This window comes from Flavobacteriales bacterium, from assembly GCA_020635855.1.
GTDB lineage: Bacteria > Bacteroidota > Bacteroidia > JACJYZ01 > JACJYZ01 > JACJYZ01.
On the sequence record JACJYZ010000003.1, the window covers coordinates 432,017 to 446,786 of the forward strand.

At 46.2% G+C, this 14,770-nt stretch carries 17 protein-coding genes; 16 read left to right on the top strand and 1 reads right to left on the bottom strand.

Annotation, left to right across the window (positions count from 1 at the left end; all coding sequences use genetic code 11):
- Nucleotides 1-3 precede the first annotated feature (3 nt).
- The 13 genes from H6585_10150 to H6585_10210 all read left to right on the top strand — a co-directional run bounded on the left by H6585_10150 (nucleotide 4) and on the right by H6585_10210 (nucleotide 6,727).
- Nucleotides 4-198, top strand: a complete 195-nt coding sequence (locus H6585_10150) for a hypothetical protein (protein MCB9448693.1) — start codon at nucleotides 4-6, stop codon at nucleotides 196-198.
- The gene (locus tag H6585_10155) at nucleotides 198-641 is read left to right on the top strand and encodes a hypothetical protein (protein MCB9448694.1); all 444 of its coding nucleotides are present in this window, start codon (nucleotides 198-200) and stop codon (nucleotides 639-641) included. The genes H6585_10150 and H6585_10155 overlap by 1 nt, the downstream gene beginning before the upstream one ends.
- 87 nt (nucleotides 642-728) lie before the next feature.
- The gene (locus H6585_10160; protein ID MCB9448695.1) at nucleotides 729-1,139 is read left to right on the top strand and encodes a hypothetical protein; all 411 of its coding nucleotides are present in this window, start codon (nucleotides 729-731) and stop codon (nucleotides 1,137-1,139) included.
- 10 nt (nucleotides 1,140-1,149) lie between these two features.
- Entirely contained in the window at nucleotides 1,150-1,503 is a 354-nt protein-coding gene (locus tag H6585_10165) for a peptidoglycan-binding protein (GenBank protein ID MCB9448696.1), read from the top strand.
- Between the two features lie 3 nt (nucleotides 1,504-1,506).
- The gene (locus H6585_10170; GenBank protein MCB9448697.1) at nucleotides 1,507-1,962 is read left to right on the top strand and encodes a hypothetical protein; all 456 of its coding nucleotides are present in this window, start codon (nucleotides 1,507-1,509) and stop codon (nucleotides 1,960-1,962) included.
- Between the two features lie 2 nt (nucleotides 1,963-1,964).
- A complete protein-coding gene (locus H6585_10175; GenBank protein MCB9448698.1) occupies nucleotides 1,965-2,171 on the top strand; it encodes a hypothetical protein in 207 nt (68 codons plus the stop codon).
- A 19-nt stretch (nucleotides 2,172-2,190) separates the two neighbouring features.
- Nucleotides 2,191-2,535, top strand: coding sequence for a hypothetical protein (locus H6585_10180; GenBank protein ID MCB9448699.1), 345 nt, complete (start codon nucleotides 2,191-2,193; stop codon nucleotides 2,533-2,535).
- Nucleotides 2,532-2,882, top strand: coding sequence for a hypothetical protein (locus tag H6585_10185; GenBank protein ID MCB9448700.1), 351 nt, complete (start codon nucleotides 2,532-2,534; stop codon nucleotides 2,880-2,882). Before H6585_10180 ends, H6585_10185 begins: the two co-directional genes overlap by 4 nt.
- Nucleotides 2,794-3,210 (top strand): hypothetical protein, encoded by a 417-nt coding sequence (locus H6585_10190; GenBank protein ID MCB9448701.1) that lies wholly within the window; start codon nucleotides 2,794-2,796, stop codon nucleotides 3,208-3,210. Before H6585_10185 ends, H6585_10190 begins: the two co-directional genes overlap by 89 nt.
- A 14-nt stretch (nucleotides 3,211-3,224) precedes the next feature.
- Nucleotides 3,225-3,485, top strand: a complete 261-nt coding sequence (locus tag H6585_10195; protein ID MCB9448702.1) for a hypothetical protein — start codon at nucleotides 3,225-3,227, stop codon at nucleotides 3,483-3,485.
- Nucleotides 3,482-5,668, top strand: coding sequence for a hypothetical protein (locus tag H6585_10200; protein MCB9448703.1), 2,187 nt, complete (start codon nucleotides 3,482-3,484; stop codon nucleotides 5,666-5,668). Before H6585_10195 ends, H6585_10200 begins: the two co-directional genes overlap by 4 nt.
- Nucleotides 5,668-6,087, top strand: coding sequence for a hypothetical protein (locus H6585_10205; protein MCB9448704.1), 420 nt, complete (start codon nucleotides 5,668-5,670; stop codon nucleotides 6,085-6,087). The genes H6585_10200 and H6585_10205 overlap by 1 nt, the downstream gene beginning before the upstream one ends.
- A gap of 124 nt (nucleotides 6,088-6,211) precedes the next feature.
- Nucleotides 6,212-6,727, top strand: a complete 516-nt coding sequence (locus tag H6585_10210; GenBank protein MCB9448705.1) for a M15 family metallopeptidase — start codon at nucleotides 6,212-6,214, stop codon at nucleotides 6,725-6,727.
- Here the strand turns inward: H6585_10210 and H6585_10215 are convergent.
- Nucleotides 6,724-6,936, bottom strand: a complete 213-nt coding sequence (locus H6585_10215) for a helix-turn-helix transcriptional regulator (GenBank protein ID MCB9448706.1) — start codon at nucleotides 6,934-6,936, stop codon at nucleotides 6,724-6,726. The genes H6585_10210 and H6585_10215 overlap by 4 nt on opposite strands.
- A 164-nt stretch (nucleotides 6,937-7,100) precedes the next feature.
- Between H6585_10215 and H6585_10220 the strand changes: the two genes are divergently transcribed.
- The 3 genes from H6585_10220 (at nucleotide 7,101) to H6585_10230 (ending at nucleotide 14,715) form a co-directional block, all read left to right on the top strand.
- Nucleotides 7,101-7,313, top strand: coding sequence for a hypothetical protein (locus H6585_10220; protein ID MCB9448707.1), 213 nt, complete (start codon nucleotides 7,101-7,103; stop codon nucleotides 7,311-7,313).
- Nucleotides 7,300-7,557 carry a hypothetical protein gene (locus tag H6585_10225; GenBank protein ID MCB9448708.1) on the top strand — a complete coding sequence of 86 codons (258 nt, stop codon included), beginning with the start codon at nucleotides 7,300-7,302 and terminating at the stop codon, nucleotides 7,555-7,557. The genes H6585_10220 and H6585_10225 overlap by 14 nt, the downstream gene beginning before the upstream one ends.
- Nucleotides 7,558-7,761: 204 nt before the next feature.
- A complete protein-coding gene (locus tag H6585_10230; GenBank protein ID MCB9448709.1) occupies nucleotides 7,762-14,715 on the top strand; it encodes a hypothetical protein in 6,954 nt (2,317 codons plus the stop codon).
- Nucleotides 14,716-14,770 lie beyond the last annotated feature (55 nt).

The following is a 14,770-nucleotide window of genomic DNA, read 5'->3' on the forward strand; positions in this document are numbered from 1 at the left end:
TCCATGTTCAAAGCAATGGTATATATCGGCATCGGATTCTGGGCAGGCAGGGCTTACTACAAAAACGTGGACAGGGAAACGGCTGAGAAGAAGGAAAAGGAAGTGAAACAAAAGTTAGTCCGCTTTCTCAATGAGATGGTGGAAGGCTTCGAGAATAAAAAAGAAGCGGAGCAACAGGTAAACAAGATCATGCAGTAATGGCAAAGGAAGTAATCATACAGGACATTATCATACCCGGCAGTAGTTCACCCTGCGATACCTGGAAGGCATATTACAAAAAGCTGAACGGAAAGTTCGGTAAGGTCAATGCCCGGATGATATGGCTCAAGACGTGGGAGATCAACGGCTCGTCTTCCTGTACAACCAATGCAGACTTTAACAAATGGCTGAAACAAAATGATATTGATGTGTCCAGTGCCGCTACCCGTGCCGTTGCCGACATCAGCCAGATAGGAGGCAATATTCTGGGCTTTGGAAAAACCATGACCAAAGTGCTGATGATCGGAGTGCCGGTAACGCTGGGTGTGGTGGTTTTACTGATTCTCTTTTTCATGGTCAAAACCGCCCGTGAAGCAAAGCCCTCTGATCTGGCCATGCTGCATCCGGCAGGACGGGCAGCAAAGATGGGCGGAGCAATTTAAAAGCGAGTGATGAATACGAACAAAAAAATATGGATAACAGGATTAAGCGTTGCGGGACTGCTTCTTGCAGGATCCATTGTTTACGGTATGCGAAAAAGAAAGCGGGACAAGAAAGCGGTGTCCTTCTTCGGAGAGCTGGAAAGACAAATATCTCCCGCAACAACGGGAATTACCGAAAGTGATGCCTTTGACATCTATTACTGGCAAAAAGCTCCCAAACAGGTGGGTAAGTCCATTATCCGGCTGACCGATGATGCGGCCAAAGCCAACGCAAAGAAGATATATGACGCATGGGGCTGGTGGGACGATGATGAAGATCAGGTGTACGGGGTGTTCCGGTCGCTCAAAGACAAGGTGCAGGTATCACAGGTGGCTTACTGGTACTACAAGGCACATGAGATCAACCTGATTGACGACATCCGCAGCAGGATGAGCCAGTCGGAGGTAGCAAAGGTTATGGAAATCGTAGGCCCGAAACAGCAATACCGAATAGCATAAAGAAAAAGCAATGGAGAAAAGCAAAGTAAAAATACCAAACGCAGTCATCTGGACAGGAGCCGGAATAGCGGTAGTGGCCGGTATCTGGTTTTTCTTTCTCAGGGACAAGGACAAGGGTGCATTGAACAGCATTAAATCAGTTGCATCCTCACTGGGAGGTGGGTTCAGGTGTATCAGCCGTGATTACCCGCTGACCTATGGCACCTGTCATCCGGGGGTGGAAAAACTGCAAAGGTATCTGAACAAAATGGGAGCATCACTGGATGTGGACGGGAAGTTCGGGCCGAAGACAAGGGATGCGGCCATACGGTATCTGAAAAGCGAAAAGTTCGACCAATCATTTATAGACACACTGAAAGTATAAAGCATGGCAGTAAAGACAAAACATATCGTAATCGGTTCGGTGGCAGTGATCGGCTTATCTGTCCTCGCCTGGTGGCTGACGGATCGCAGTAAAAAGGAGAAAGAAAAAAGCAACGGGGAAAGAAAGCAGCCTGCCATGCAGACTACGGGAATGAAGGAAAAGGTGAAGCCATCCGGTATTTCAAGCTACAACAAAGCGGAAGTACAGAAGAAGAAAAAGCGTCCGGCACCGGTGGCGGATGAGTTTCCCCTAAGGCTGGGAAGCAGGGGAAAAAGAGTGGAACGGTTGAATATATGGCTGATGCGGAATTTCGGTCATACGGGAGTGGTGTCGGATGTGTTTGATGAGATCACAGGCAGGCAACTGATGAAAGCCCTCAAAAAAACGGAGCTGGATAAGGAGAACTATTTACGGTACGGCATGGAAAAGCCGGTACATGAACAAAAAGTAATGCAATAGCTATGGCAGAGACGACAGAAAAGAAAAAAAGGAACCTGTTCAGCCTCATTGACCAGACCATCGGTGAGGAAGGAATACGGACTGACCTGAAAATCACCATGACCCCGCAGACGGCATGGACACTGGGGGCAGTCATTGTCGGTTCTATTGTAGTGGGTGGAATTGCCCTGGAGTTTATCAAAGGAATTATCAAACAATCAAAACAGTAATACGATGGACGTACAACTCATTCAGGAAATATTCGACCGGATCAAAGAATATATCATTGGTCTGGACTGGTCATACATAATGACCTTCATCACCATTGCTTACGGATTTAACCATTACAGGATCCGTCAGGGCTTGCAGAAGACAGGCATCCGGGCAGGGACAAAATACAGGGTAGCCATTGTAGGTGTGCTTTATGGCGCTGCACTGTATTTTATAAGAGGCTATCAGATTGCACAGGCAGAGGTGTTGTTTCAGTCGTTTGTGTTTGCACTGGTCTTTCACAAGCTGATACTGGAAAGCCTTTTGCCAAAACTGGTGCCGAAAACATTGAGGAAACACATTGTAAATGAGAAAACGGAATGAAACGATGGAACTTACTGCTGAATGTTGCCCTCATTGTCCTGGCTGCTGTACTGCTGTTCAGGAGAGAGCAGCAGCATGGGGAAGAACAGACACGCCTGCAGGAAAGAATGGAGCAACTGCAAAGCATCAACGATTCGCTTTCGCAATGCAACAGCAGGCTGGATGAAAAAATTGCAGACTATAAGCAGAAAGCGGACAGTCTGCAAAAACTGATAACGATAAATGACAGGAAAATTGAAAAGATCACAACCATACGAAATGAAAGGCTTGCTGTTATTGATACTCTTGACGGCAATGAGCTTTACAGCTTTTTCGCAGGCTTTGACACCGAAAGTGCAGCTCATTGACGGGGATACTGTGTTTTGCTTTTCCATTGAGCAGTCAAGGATTATCGCAAAGCATCTGGAAAAGGGTAAATACTGCGATTCGCTGGTGGTGCAGCATGAGCAGAATGAAAAGGTACTGAAAGAGGCGGTTGCTGTGAAGGACAGCACCATTGAAAAGCTGGAAAGTAAAACGGAAAACCTGAACAGCATTATTGATAACGACAGAGAAAGTATGGAACACATGAAACGGACAATAGATATAAAGGATAAAGAAATACGGAAGCAGAAGTTCCACAAACGGATTTTGGGAGTTGCGGTAATTGTAATCGGCATCATTGCCATCATTTAAAAAAACAAAGGATTATGCCAGAACCAACATTAGACGAATTGGTAGCCGCCTCCGGGCAGCTTGACAACGAGGGCTTGCCGGGCGTAAACGCAAAGGTGCAGCAGAAGGTGAATACCTACGTTCAGAACCTTGCCACATCGCTCGGATTGAACATCAGTCAGATGAGCGTTCAGATTCAGGCATTCGGAAGCGATTGCATTGTAACGGTGTTTAACGGGGATCAGCTGCTTCAATCCGTGTCATACAATTCGGTCATTAAACTATCTATGATATGAGCTTTATAGGAGGATACCAGAGCGATGTTAACCTGAACGACCTGCAATTTGTGGGTGATTTTCCCATTGAACATTCCATCGGTGGGTTCGGTATTGCACAGGGAACAGATAATTATACTTTATCACTGACACCGGCCATCAGTCAATACCGGCAGGGCCTTCCGCTGGAAGTGAAGTTTCAGAACACCAACACCGGGCCGGCAACACTGAATGTAGATACGCAGGGAGCGGTTCCGGTAAAGAAGATAGAAGCCGGTGCATTGACAGATTTGACAGCCGGAGAGCTGGACCCGGACAAGCTGTACATCCTGATTCATGACGGAGCGGTTTTTCAGATAGCCAACCATGGAGCCTCTGTTATCGTTCCCCTGGCAGATGAAAGTCAGCCCGGCATTTCGGAACGTGCGACACAGGCAGAAACCAATGCAGGGACAGACGATGCACGGCATATCACCCCATTGAAGCTGCTTACGTTTATCAATAATTTCCTGGCTACCGAAACACAGGCCGGTATCTCCGAAAGGGCAACGCAGGCGGAAACCAACGCAGGTGCAGATGACACCAGGCATATCACGCCTCTGAAGCTCCTGACCTTTATCAGCAATTTTCTTGCTACGGAAATACAGGCGGGTATTTCTGAAAGGGCTACACAGTCTGAAACCAATGCCGGTACGGATGATGCAAGGCACATTACCCCGTTAAAGCTGTTTCAGTTTTTCATCAATAAGCTGGCTACCGAATTACAGGCTGGAACAGCTCTTATTGCCAGCCAGGCAGATGTCAATACCGGCACGGACGATACTAAAATTGTTACGCCCGCAAAGCTCGCTGCTTATGTATCTGATAAACTCACCGGATTGTGGGAGGATAAAGGCGTGCTGGACTGCTCCACCAATCCCAACTATCCGGCAAGTCAGAAAGGCGATGCCTATACCGTAAGTGCAGCAGGAAAAATAGGTGGTGCATCAGGAGCGGATGTACAGGTCAGGGACGTGATTTACTGCGTGAATGATAACCCCGGAGGAGATCAGGCCACAGTCGGAGGCGACTGGAATATCATTCAGACCAATCTGGTACAGGCTACTGAACTGGTGGCCGGTTTTGCCGAGATTGCCACACAGGGAGAGGTCAATGCAGGAACCGACAACACCCGTATAGTCACTGCCCTGAAACTGAAAACATTGCTGGACAACCGGGTGGCAACAGAGCTTATCACCGGTCTGGCTGAACTGGCAACACAGGCAGAAGTAAATGCCGGAACAGATGACAGTCGCATTGTAACGTCCTTAAAGCTGAAAACCCTGCTGGATAACCGGCTGGCTACTGAAATTCTTGCCGGTCTTGCTGAAATTGCCACCCAGACAGAGGTCAATGCCGGAACGGATGACAGCCGTATTGTAACGGCTCTGAAACTGAAAACCCTGCTGGATAACCGCACAGCAACGGAAATACGGACAGGTCTTGCAGAGATAGCGACACAGGCAGAAGTTGATGCAGGAACGGACGATGAGAGAATTGTAACGCCTATCAAGCTGTTTAAGCTGCTCGATGTATTGCTTCAATATGCTGCCGGAACAGGAACCAATGCCATTATTCCCAAAGACGGCACAGCCAATGAAGCCTCCGGAACCGATTCAGCAGTGCTCAACGGAAGAGATAACCGTTCTGCCACAGCTTACAGTTCCAGTGTAGGCAGAGGCACGGATGCCAACCGGTATGCCGAATTTGCCAGTGCAGGAGGTATGTTTTTCAGCACCAGGGGATCTGCACAGTTTTTCAAGCTGCAGGCGTTTACAACAGTCAATCCGGGAACAGGAATATTCCCCATCAACCTGGACGGCTCCGGATTGAACAATACGAACAGATGGTCAATTCCTTCCAATACCGTCCATACATTCAGGCTGTATTTTCAGGTGGTGCAGAACTCAGGAACCACCGGAAATATTGGTGATACCTGGTCAGCCTATTATGAGGGCGTGGCAAGAAACAATGCCGGTACATTAAACTGGGTTGGATCTTCACCTACTGCCAATAATGTCCGGTCGGATGCCGGTTTTACTCCATCGGTGGGATTTGTCTTTCAGGGGGATAAAGTGGTGCCCTTTGTGATTGCCATGAGCGGAAGGGTACTGCATGTGAACATTACCTGTCTTATTACACAAACCAAATTCAACCTGTCGTAATGGGACACTTTGAAATCATAGGAATAGTAATCGGAGCTACCGGCTTCTGGCAGCTGATCGTCTTTCTTGTGCGATATGGCATTGACCGAAGGCTGAAACTGGAACAGGCAAGAAAGGAAAAGGCAGAAGCCACGAACCTCAATGTAAAAACCGAAAGCCAGATCATCGGCAACTGGATCCAGTGGGCAAATACGCTGGAAAACAAACTGAAAATCCTGACCGATTCGGAAAAGACAAAGGATGAGAAGCTGGCCAGTCTGACCAGAGAGAACTGTGAGTTGAAAAAGAAAGTGCGCCACCTCGAAATACAGTTGCAGGCCTTTAATGATAAGGTAGAAGGATTACACAGGGAAAATGTAGCCCTCAAACAAAAACTGAGCACCCATATCAGCAACAAAGACCATGAGAATTATGAGTAAAGGAGAAAAAATATTATCCCGGCTGTTCATGCTCACTATTACAGTGGCATCGGCCATCACCATATTTGACAGATTGCAGGAAAGAAAGGAACATCAGTGTAAATGTCAGAAGAAGTAAGAATATATGGAGATCAAAAGGCAACATCTGTACTTCGGTATCGGTATCACCGCAGGGGTGCTGGTGCTGGCTATTGCCGGAAGGTGGGCCTATAAGAAGTTTGATATTGGCACAAAGCTAAAGCTGCAAACGCTTCATCCATCCGTCAGAAAGAAAGCGGAAAAGTTTCTTGCAAAAGCCAGGAAACAGGGTATTAACCTGATTATCACCAGCGCCTACCGGGATTGCAAAGAGCAGGATAATCTTTATGCACAGGGGAGAACAAAGCCCGGTAAAGTTGTAACCAATGCCAGATGCGGACAGTCCGTGCACAATTACCGTATGGCTTTTGACGTTGCACCCGTCATTGATGGTAAGGTAAACTATAATAAGGCCGACTGGGAAGCCATCGGACAGATCGGTGAAAGTGTGGGCTTACAATGGGGAGGCCGGTGGAGCAGTTTTAAGGACAAGCCTCACTTTTACGATACAGGGGGAAAGACGGTGGCGCAGTTGATGCAGGAAAGCAGACTGGCGGCCTAACTCTCTTTATTCGATACCAGCAATTTTCTCACATCCACATCCAGAGCTTCGGCAATTTCAAAAAGCGTTTCGATTGTAGGCTGCATCTCATTCCTGCACCAACGGGATACAGTTGTTTTATTCTTCCCGATTTTATCTGCAAGCCAGAGGTTTGTTTTACCCTGCTCGGCAATGACTGCCTTTATCCTGTTGTGTATCTTTTTATCCATTTGGAACGCCTGAAACGCTTCTTAATATGCAAAGTAAGTAAATAAAAAGCACAATAAAACCAAGCTATTATAGCCGTTTTTAGAATATAAATAGCCTTATTATGGTTATTTATTTGCTTTATACGATTCCTTTTTATTAAATTAGCCCGGTCAAAATTATTTTTATGGCTATAAGATACACAAAAGACCAGCTTGAAATTTTGCTTTACAAGCAGCTTGAAAATCTCGATGCCATGAATGAGCATGTGAGACTGGTGAAGGAGCAGAACGAAATGCTGCTGACCTATAACCACAAGCTGATCGAAAAACTTTCGGAAGATCAGAAGAAACCGGTTCCCTATCCCAAACCTAAAAGAAAAAGGAATGGTAACACTTGAAAAAAATCTGCTGAGAATAGAGGTTACTGATGACAGCCCGGAAGACCTCTTATACAACTACCAGAAAGCACTGGTGCTCACTGCCCGTACGATCCTTTCCTGTAAGGATAATTTTCTAAGCGAAGATGCTTGTGAGTATTTTCCTTTCTTGCTCGACCTGCTTGCCAAACTGAACTTTGATGAGTTGCAGTTGCGGGAGATTGGGAAATTAATGTCAGCACAATATAAGAATTGTAAAATATAGTGAGGGGTTTCCTTAAAAAAGTTGCTTATGATTCTCCTCAATTAAGTTTTATGCTATTAATGCTGATCTTGCTAAAATGTAAGAAATAATTTCATAAATGTATATTTTTTGATGACTTTTACAAAAACTTGTAACCTTTTTAGGTGATTTTACGTATACCTATACGGTTGTATAGGTGTTTATACCTATATACAGTATTTGTATTTGTTTTACGTAAGATTTTGCAAAAAGTTACCGCCCCAGAGGGGATATTGTATGTTTTTAAACAGAAAAAATACCGCCAGAATTAACATCACATCTCCTGCTTGCCTGCCGAAGATTGAAAAGCAAAGGCAGGAAACCCGCATGGCCGTAGAGAGAGAGAGAGAGAGAGAGAGAGTAAAAAATTGCGCTTTAAATACCCATCCTGTTACCTGTCTAACCCATAAAAAGAAGGACAGGATGAAAGAACAAAATCGAAACATTCATTTTTTTTTTTTTCAGGAACTTTTTTGTTTCATATTTATATTATCACTTCAATTTAATTCCTTTGCTCAAACCGGCCCTGGTGGAGTTGGCGATGCAACCAACAACAAATTATGGTTAAAGGCGGATTATTTAAGTCAGGGCGATGGCACAGCGGTTACGAGTTGGACGGATGCTTCGGGCAACGGGTTTGATTTTGCACAGGCCACCGGGAGCAAGCAGCCTACTTATAAGACGAATATCCTGAACGGTCAACCGGTAGTTCGTTTTGACGGTGGTGATGCCCTGAACAGCACAACCATTACCTCTAATGCAGGCGACCACACTGTGTTTGGAGTGTTGAACTCCACTTCCAACACCTATACCTTTGACAATACCGATGGGGCAAGATGGCTGACCGCTATCCACACCAGCGGAGCATATTGGGACGGAGCATGGAAAGGGACTGCCATTGCCACAGGGGCAACGGTAAAGATACACAGTTGGGTGCTGGATGATGCCGGAGCAGAAGTGTTTACAGATGGTACAAGTTACACCACCGGCACGTGGGATGCTACCAGTAAAATGGGAGGCACGCAGGTACTGGGGGCAAGACAGGATCAGAGTACACAAATGATGACAGGTGATATGGGAGAATGGATTGTTTATGAAGGAGCATTGAATACCGCACAGAGAATCATCGTAGAAAACTACCTTGCCAGCAAATACGGCATAACCATAGCCAATGATAAATACGCCCATCAGGGAACACATAAGGAAGATGTAGCAGGGATCGGTTATGAAGATGCCTCCAACTTCCACACCGCAGCCCAGTCAGCAGGCATACTCAAAATATCCAACGCTGCATCACTGGATGTGGCAGGTGATTACCTCCTGTTCGGACATGATGACGGGGATGCTACAACGTGGACTACGGCTGAAGACCCTAATTCCGGTTCCAACTCTCAGCGACTGGCAAGAGAATGGCGATTAGACGAAAGCGGAACTGTCGGCAGCATTACCGTAGGGGTACTGGTATCTGCTTTACCTGCGCTTCCAGGGGGGTACACCAATTATGTGATATGGAAAGATGCAGATGGAGACTTTACGGCAGGGGCAACTCAATATCCCTTAACACAGAATGGTTCTTATTATGAAACAACCGGCCTCACTTTTACCGATGGGGATTATATAGCCATTGGTTGCATCAAGCCCGTTATCCAATTTACCCTTACTTCTTCCAGTGGTTCAGAGGCTACTACTCCTGCCACCATAGAAGTATCGCTAAACTATGCGTTAGGCAGTAATGCAACTGTTGACTATACCATTAACGGGGCAAGTACAGCTACGGGAGGCGGAACCGACTACACCCTTGCAGCAGGTACAGCTACCATTACTTCCGGCTCTACCACTACCAATATATCTGCCACTATTGTGGATGACGGTACTCAGGAATCTTCCGAAACGATCATTCTCGACCTGTCCAATCCTTCTGCCGGTATTACACTGGGTGCTAATACACAGCACACCTATTCCATTAACGACAATGACGGCACAAGGGATATTGACTTTACCGTTGCATCCTCAAACGGAGCAGAAAACGTTACTCCCGTTGTGCTGACATTGCAAATTACCAACGGAGCGAGTTCCGGTACACAAACAGTTGACTACACGGTGTCGGGCACAGCTACCGGAGGTGGTACTGACTATACCCTTGCTTCCGGGACAGCTACCATTGTAGCTCCTGCTACTACTACCACTATCAGTATTATTGTTGTTGATGATGCGCTGGATGAAGCTGGCGAGACAGTTGTTGTATCTCTGTCTAATCCATCAGCAGGTGTAAACATCGGAACAAATGATGTTTATACCTATACCATCAATGATGATGACGCTTCTCCAACCGTGCAGTTTACCACTACTTCTTCTTCCGGTTCAGAGGGCACTACGCCTGCTAATCTTGAACTATCCCTTTCTGCGGTGTCTGGACAAGATGTAACGGTAGATTACAATGTAACGGGAGGTACAGCTACCGGAGGTGGTACTGACTATACCCTTGCTTCCGGGACAGCTACCATTACAGCAGGTTCTACCACAACCAATATCAGTCCGGTTATTGTAGATGACGGAAGTGTCGAGCTTACGGAAACCATACAGGTAACCATCTCTAATCCGGGCAATGCCACGTTAGGGGCAAATACAACACATACATTTAACATCCTTGATAATGATGACGTTGGGTTTGTAGGCCCCGGAGGTGTGGGGAAAAGCACCAACAACAAATTATGGTTAAAGGCGGATTATTTAAGTCAGGGCGATGGCACAGCGGTTACGAGTTGGACGGATGCTTCGGGCAACGGGTTTGATTTTGCACAGGCCACCGGGAGCAAGCAGCCTACTTATAAGACGAATATCCTGAACGGTCAACCGGTAGTTCGTTTTGACGGTGGTGATGCCCTGAACAGCACAACCATTACCTCTAATGCAGGCGACCACACTGTGTTTGGAGTGTTGAACTCCACTTCCAACACCTATACCTTTGACAATACCGATGGGGCAAGATGGCTGACCGCTATCCACACCAGCGGAGCATATTGGGACGGAGCATGGAAAGGGACTGCCATTGCCACAGGGGCAACGGTAAAGATACACAGTTGGGTGCTGGATGATGCCGGAGCAGAAGTGTTTACAGATGGTACAAGTTACACCACCGGCACGTGGGATGCTACCAGTAAAATGGGAGGCACGCAGGTACTGGGGGCAAGACAGGATCAGAGTACACAAATGATGACAGGTGATATGGGAGAATGGATTGTTTATGAAGGAGCATTGAATACCGCACAGAGAATCATCGTAGAAAACTACCTTGCCAGCAAATACGGCATAACCATAGCCAATGATAAATACGCCCATCAGGGAACACATAAGGAAGATGTAGCAGGGATCGGTTATGAAGATGCCTCCAACTTCCACACCGCAGCCCAGTCAGCAGGCATACTCAAAATATCCAACGCTGCATCACTGGATGTGGCAGGTGATTACCTCCTGTTCGGACATGATGACGGGGATGCTACAACGTGGACTACGGCTGAAGACCCTAATTCCGGTTCCAACTCTCAGCGACTGGCAAGAGAATGGCGATTAGACGAAAGCGGAACTGTCGGCAGCATTACCGTAGGGGTACTGGTATCTGCTTTACCTGCGCTTCCAGGGGGGTACACCAATTATGTGATATGGAAAGATGCAGATGGAGACTTTACGGCAGGGGCAACTCAATATCCCTTAACACAGAATGGTTCTTATTATGAAACAACCGGCCTCACTTTTACCGATGGGGATTATATAGCCATTGGTTGCATCAAGCCCGTTATCCAATTTACCCTTACTTCTTCCAGTGGTTCAGAGGCTACTACTCCTGCCACCATAGAAGTATCGCTAAACTATGCGTTAGGCAGTAATGCAACTGTTGACTATACCATTAACGGGGCAAGTACAGCTACGGGAGGCGGAACCGACTACACCCTTGCAGCAGGTACAGCTACCATTACTTCCGGCTCTACCACTACCAATATATCTGCCACTATTGTGGATGACGGTACTCAGGAATCTTCCGAAACGATCATTCTCGACCTGTCCAATCCTTCTGCCGGTATTACACTGGGTGCTAATACACAGCACACCTATTCCATTAACGACAATGACGGCACAAGGGATATTGACTTTACCGTTGCATCCTCAAACGGAGCAGAAAACGTTACTCCCGTTGTGCTGACATTGCAAATTACCAACGGAGCGAGTTCCGGTACACAAACAGTTGACTACACGGTGTCGGGCACAGCTACCGGAGGTGGTACTGACTATACCCTTGCTTCCGGGACAGCTACCATTGTAGCTCCTGCTACTACTACCACTATCAGTATTATTGTTGTTGATGATGCGCTGGATGAAGCTGGCGAGACAGTTGTTGTATCTCTGTCTAATCCATCAGCAGGTGTAAACATCGGAACAAATGATGTTTATACCTATACCATCAATGATGATGACGCTTCTCCAACCGTGCAGTTTACCACTACTTCTTCTTCCGGTTCAGAGGGCACTACGCCTGCTAATCTTGAACTATCCCTTTCTGCGGTGTCTGGACAAGATGTAACGGTAGATTACAATGTAACGGGAGGTACAGCTACCGGAGGTGGTACTGACTATACCCTTGCTTCCGGGACAGCTACCATTACAGCAGGTTCTACCACAACCAATATCAGTCCGGTTATTGTAGATGACGGAAGTGTCGAGCTTACGGAAACCATACAGGTAACCATCTCTAATCCGGGCAATGCCACGTTAGGGGCAAATACAACACATACATTTAACATCCTTGATAATGATGACGTTGGGTTTGTAGGCCCCGGAGGTGTGGGGAAAAGCACCAACAACAAATTATGGTTAAAGGCGGATTATTTAAGTCAGGGCGATGGCACAGCGGTTACGAGTTGGACGGATGCTTCGGGCAACGGGTTTGATTTTGCACAGGCCACCGGGAGCAAGCAGCCTACTTATAAGACGAATATCCTGAACGGTCAACCGGTAGTTCGTTTTGACGGTGGTGATGCCCTGAACAGCACAACCATTACCTCTAATGCAGGCGACCACACTGTGTTTGGAGTGTTGAACTCCACTTCCAACACCTATACCTTTGACAATACCGATGGGGCAAGATGGCTGACCGCTATCCACACCAGCGGAGCATATTGGGACGGAGCATGGAAAGGGACTGCCATTGCCACAGGGGCAACGGTAAAGATACACAGTTGGGTGCTGGATGATGCCGGAGCAGAAGTGTTTACAGATGGTACAAGTTACACCACCGGCACGTGGGATGCTACCAGTAAAATGGGAGGCACGCAGGTACTGGGGGCAAGACAGGATCAGAGTACACAAATGATGACAGGTGATATGGGAGAATGGATTGTTTATGAAGGAGCATTGAATACCGCACAGAGAATCATCGTAGAAAACTACCTTGCCAGCAAATACGGCATAACCATAGCCAATGATAAATACGCCCATCAGGGAACACATAAGGAAGATGTAGCAGGGATCGGTTATGAAGATGCCTCCAACTTCCACACCGCAGCCCAGTCAGCAGGCATACTCAAAATATCCAACGCTACATCACTGGATGTGGCAGGTGATTACCTCCTGTTCGGACATGATGACGGGGATGCTACAACGTGGACTACGGCTGAAATACCGGGAAATATAACCAACATACAAAGAATTGCAAGAGAATGGAGAGTGGATATAACCGGTACTCTTGGTAGCGTTTCAATGAGTATTGATCCTGCTGGTCTTCCGGGGTTGCCAGCAAATTACCATACGTATGCTATTCTTGTGGATGCAAATGGAAATTTTTCTACTGGTGCCAGTTTTTATCCCATGACATTTTCAGGAGGAAACTGGGAGGTGTCAGGAATAAATATTACTGATAACGACTACATATCAGTTGCAATAGTACATAATGTATCTGTTCAGTCAGGTAATTTAAATACGGCTTCAACATGGGCTGCAAATGTAGCCCCTTCATCCGGTGAAGATGTAATTATTTCTGGTGGTTATACAGTTTCTTTGACAGCGGATTTCTCAGTAGGATCAGTTGATTTTCTTTCAGGAAAAATAAATTTGAGTGGCAGTAATCTTACGATTGCCTCAACAGGCACTATTACAGGTTACAACGCAACTAATTACATCCAGGCGGATGGAGCAGGAGAATTAAAAAAATCATGGACAGCCATTGGTTCTTTTACATATCCAGTTGGGGATGCCTCTAATTATAGCCCCTTTACAATCACATTTAATGCAGGAACCGGATTTGCGGGAGCGGATTTAGCCGTAAGGGTTGTAGATGCTATTCATCCAAATGAAGATAAATCAGATCACATTACAAGGTATTGGGTAGTAACTCCCACTGGTATCAGCACTCCTGATTTTGATCTGAGCTATATTTATGTTGATGCCGACATAGTAGGAACTGAAGCAAATATGTTTGCCCGTAAATGGAGTGCAGGCTCCTGGACTGATTATGACGCTGTAAATGCACCTGCCAATACTCTTACCGGAAGCAATATCACTTCATTTAGCAATTTTGGAGGTGGAGGCGGAGCACCACTTCCGATTGAATTGCTGTACTTTGATGCCAAATTGATTGGCGATGTCGTACAGCTTAATTGGTCAACTGCTACCGAAACCAATAATGATTTCTTTACTATTGAAAAATCTCAAAATGGTATGGCCTTTGAGAAAGTAACAACTGTTGATGGGGCAGGCAATAGTAGTTCTATTCAGAATTATTCAGCCATTGACGAAAACCCGTACAAAGGTATTTCCTACTACCGCCTCAAGCAAACCGATTTTGACGGCAAATATGAATACTCCGACCTTGTGGCGGTTCAGTATGTCAAAGAAGCGGATGTTAGAATATTCCCCAACCCGTTGGATGGAAGCACCTTTTATTTAAGTATGAACGGATCAGAAGGGCAAGAGGTACTGGTGGTACTGTATAATCCGTTGGGGTCGGAGGTTTATTCTATGGCCATTGTTCAGCAGGAAGGGCCTATGCTTAGAGTCATAGATTTGAAAAATAAATTGTCACCCGGAATATATCTTATTATTGGAAGCAGCCGAAACGAGTTGTTTCGACAGAAGTTGATCATTCGATGATTATATTGTGGTTAATACGGTCAATCAAATTGCACTCATGTTCTCAGAACTTGAC

Bases quoted from the DNA above. Each gene is read 5' to 3' on its own strand.
- H6585_10190 (MCB9448701.1), top strand. From the start codon at position 2,794: ATGAAAGGCTTGCTGTTATTGATACTCTTGACGGCAATGAGCTTTACA.
- H6585_10205 (MCB9448704.1), top strand. From the start codon at position 5,668: ATGGGACACTTTGAAATCATAGGAATAGTAATCGGAGCTACCGGCTTC.
- H6585_10165 (MCB9448696.1), top strand. From the start codon at position 1,150: ATGGAGAAAAGCAAAGTAAAAATACCAAACGCAGTCATCTGGACAGGA.
- H6585_10185 (MCB9448700.1), top strand. From the start codon at position 2,532: ATGAAACGATGGAACTTACTGCTGAATGTTGCCCTCATTGTCCTGGCT.
- H6585_10195 (MCB9448702.1), top strand. From the start codon at position 3,225: ATGCCAGAACCAACATTAGACGAATTGGTAGCCGCCTCCGGGCAGCTT.
- H6585_10225 (MCB9448708.1), top strand. From the start codon at position 7,300: ATGGTAACACTTGAAAAAAATCTGCTGAGAATAGAGGTTACTGATGAC.
- H6585_10170 (MCB9448697.1), top strand. From the start codon at position 1,507: ATGGCAGTAAAGACAAAACATATCGTAATCGGTTCGGTGGCAGTGATC.
- H6585_10175 (MCB9448698.1), top strand. From the start codon at position 1,965: ATGGCAGAGACGACAGAAAAGAAAAAAAGGAACCTGTTCAGCCTCATT.
- H6585_10215 (MCB9448706.1), bottom strand. From the start codon at position 6,936: ATGGATAAAAAGATACACAACAGGATAAAGGCAGTCATTGCCGAGCAG.
- H6585_10160 (MCB9448695.1), top strand. From the start codon at position 729: ATGCGAAAAAGAAAGCGGGACAAGAAAGCGGTGTCCTTCTTCGGAGAG.
- H6585_10200 (MCB9448703.1), top strand. From the start codon at position 3,482: ATGAGCTTTATAGGAGGATACCAGAGCGATGTTAACCTGAACGACCTG.
- H6585_10150 (MCB9448693.1), top strand. From the start codon at position 4: ATGTTCAAAGCAATGGTATATATCGGCATCGGATTCTGGGCAGGCAGG.
- H6585_10155 (MCB9448694.1), top strand. From the start codon at position 198: ATGGCAAAGGAAGTAATCATACAGGACATTATCATACCCGGCAGTAGT.
- H6585_10220 (MCB9448707.1), top strand. From the start codon at position 7,101: ATGGCTATAAGATACACAAAAGACCAGCTTGAAATTTTGCTTTACAAG.
- H6585_10210 (MCB9448705.1), top strand. From the start codon at position 6,212: ATGGAGATCAAAAGGCAACATCTGTACTTCGGTATCGGTATCACCGCA.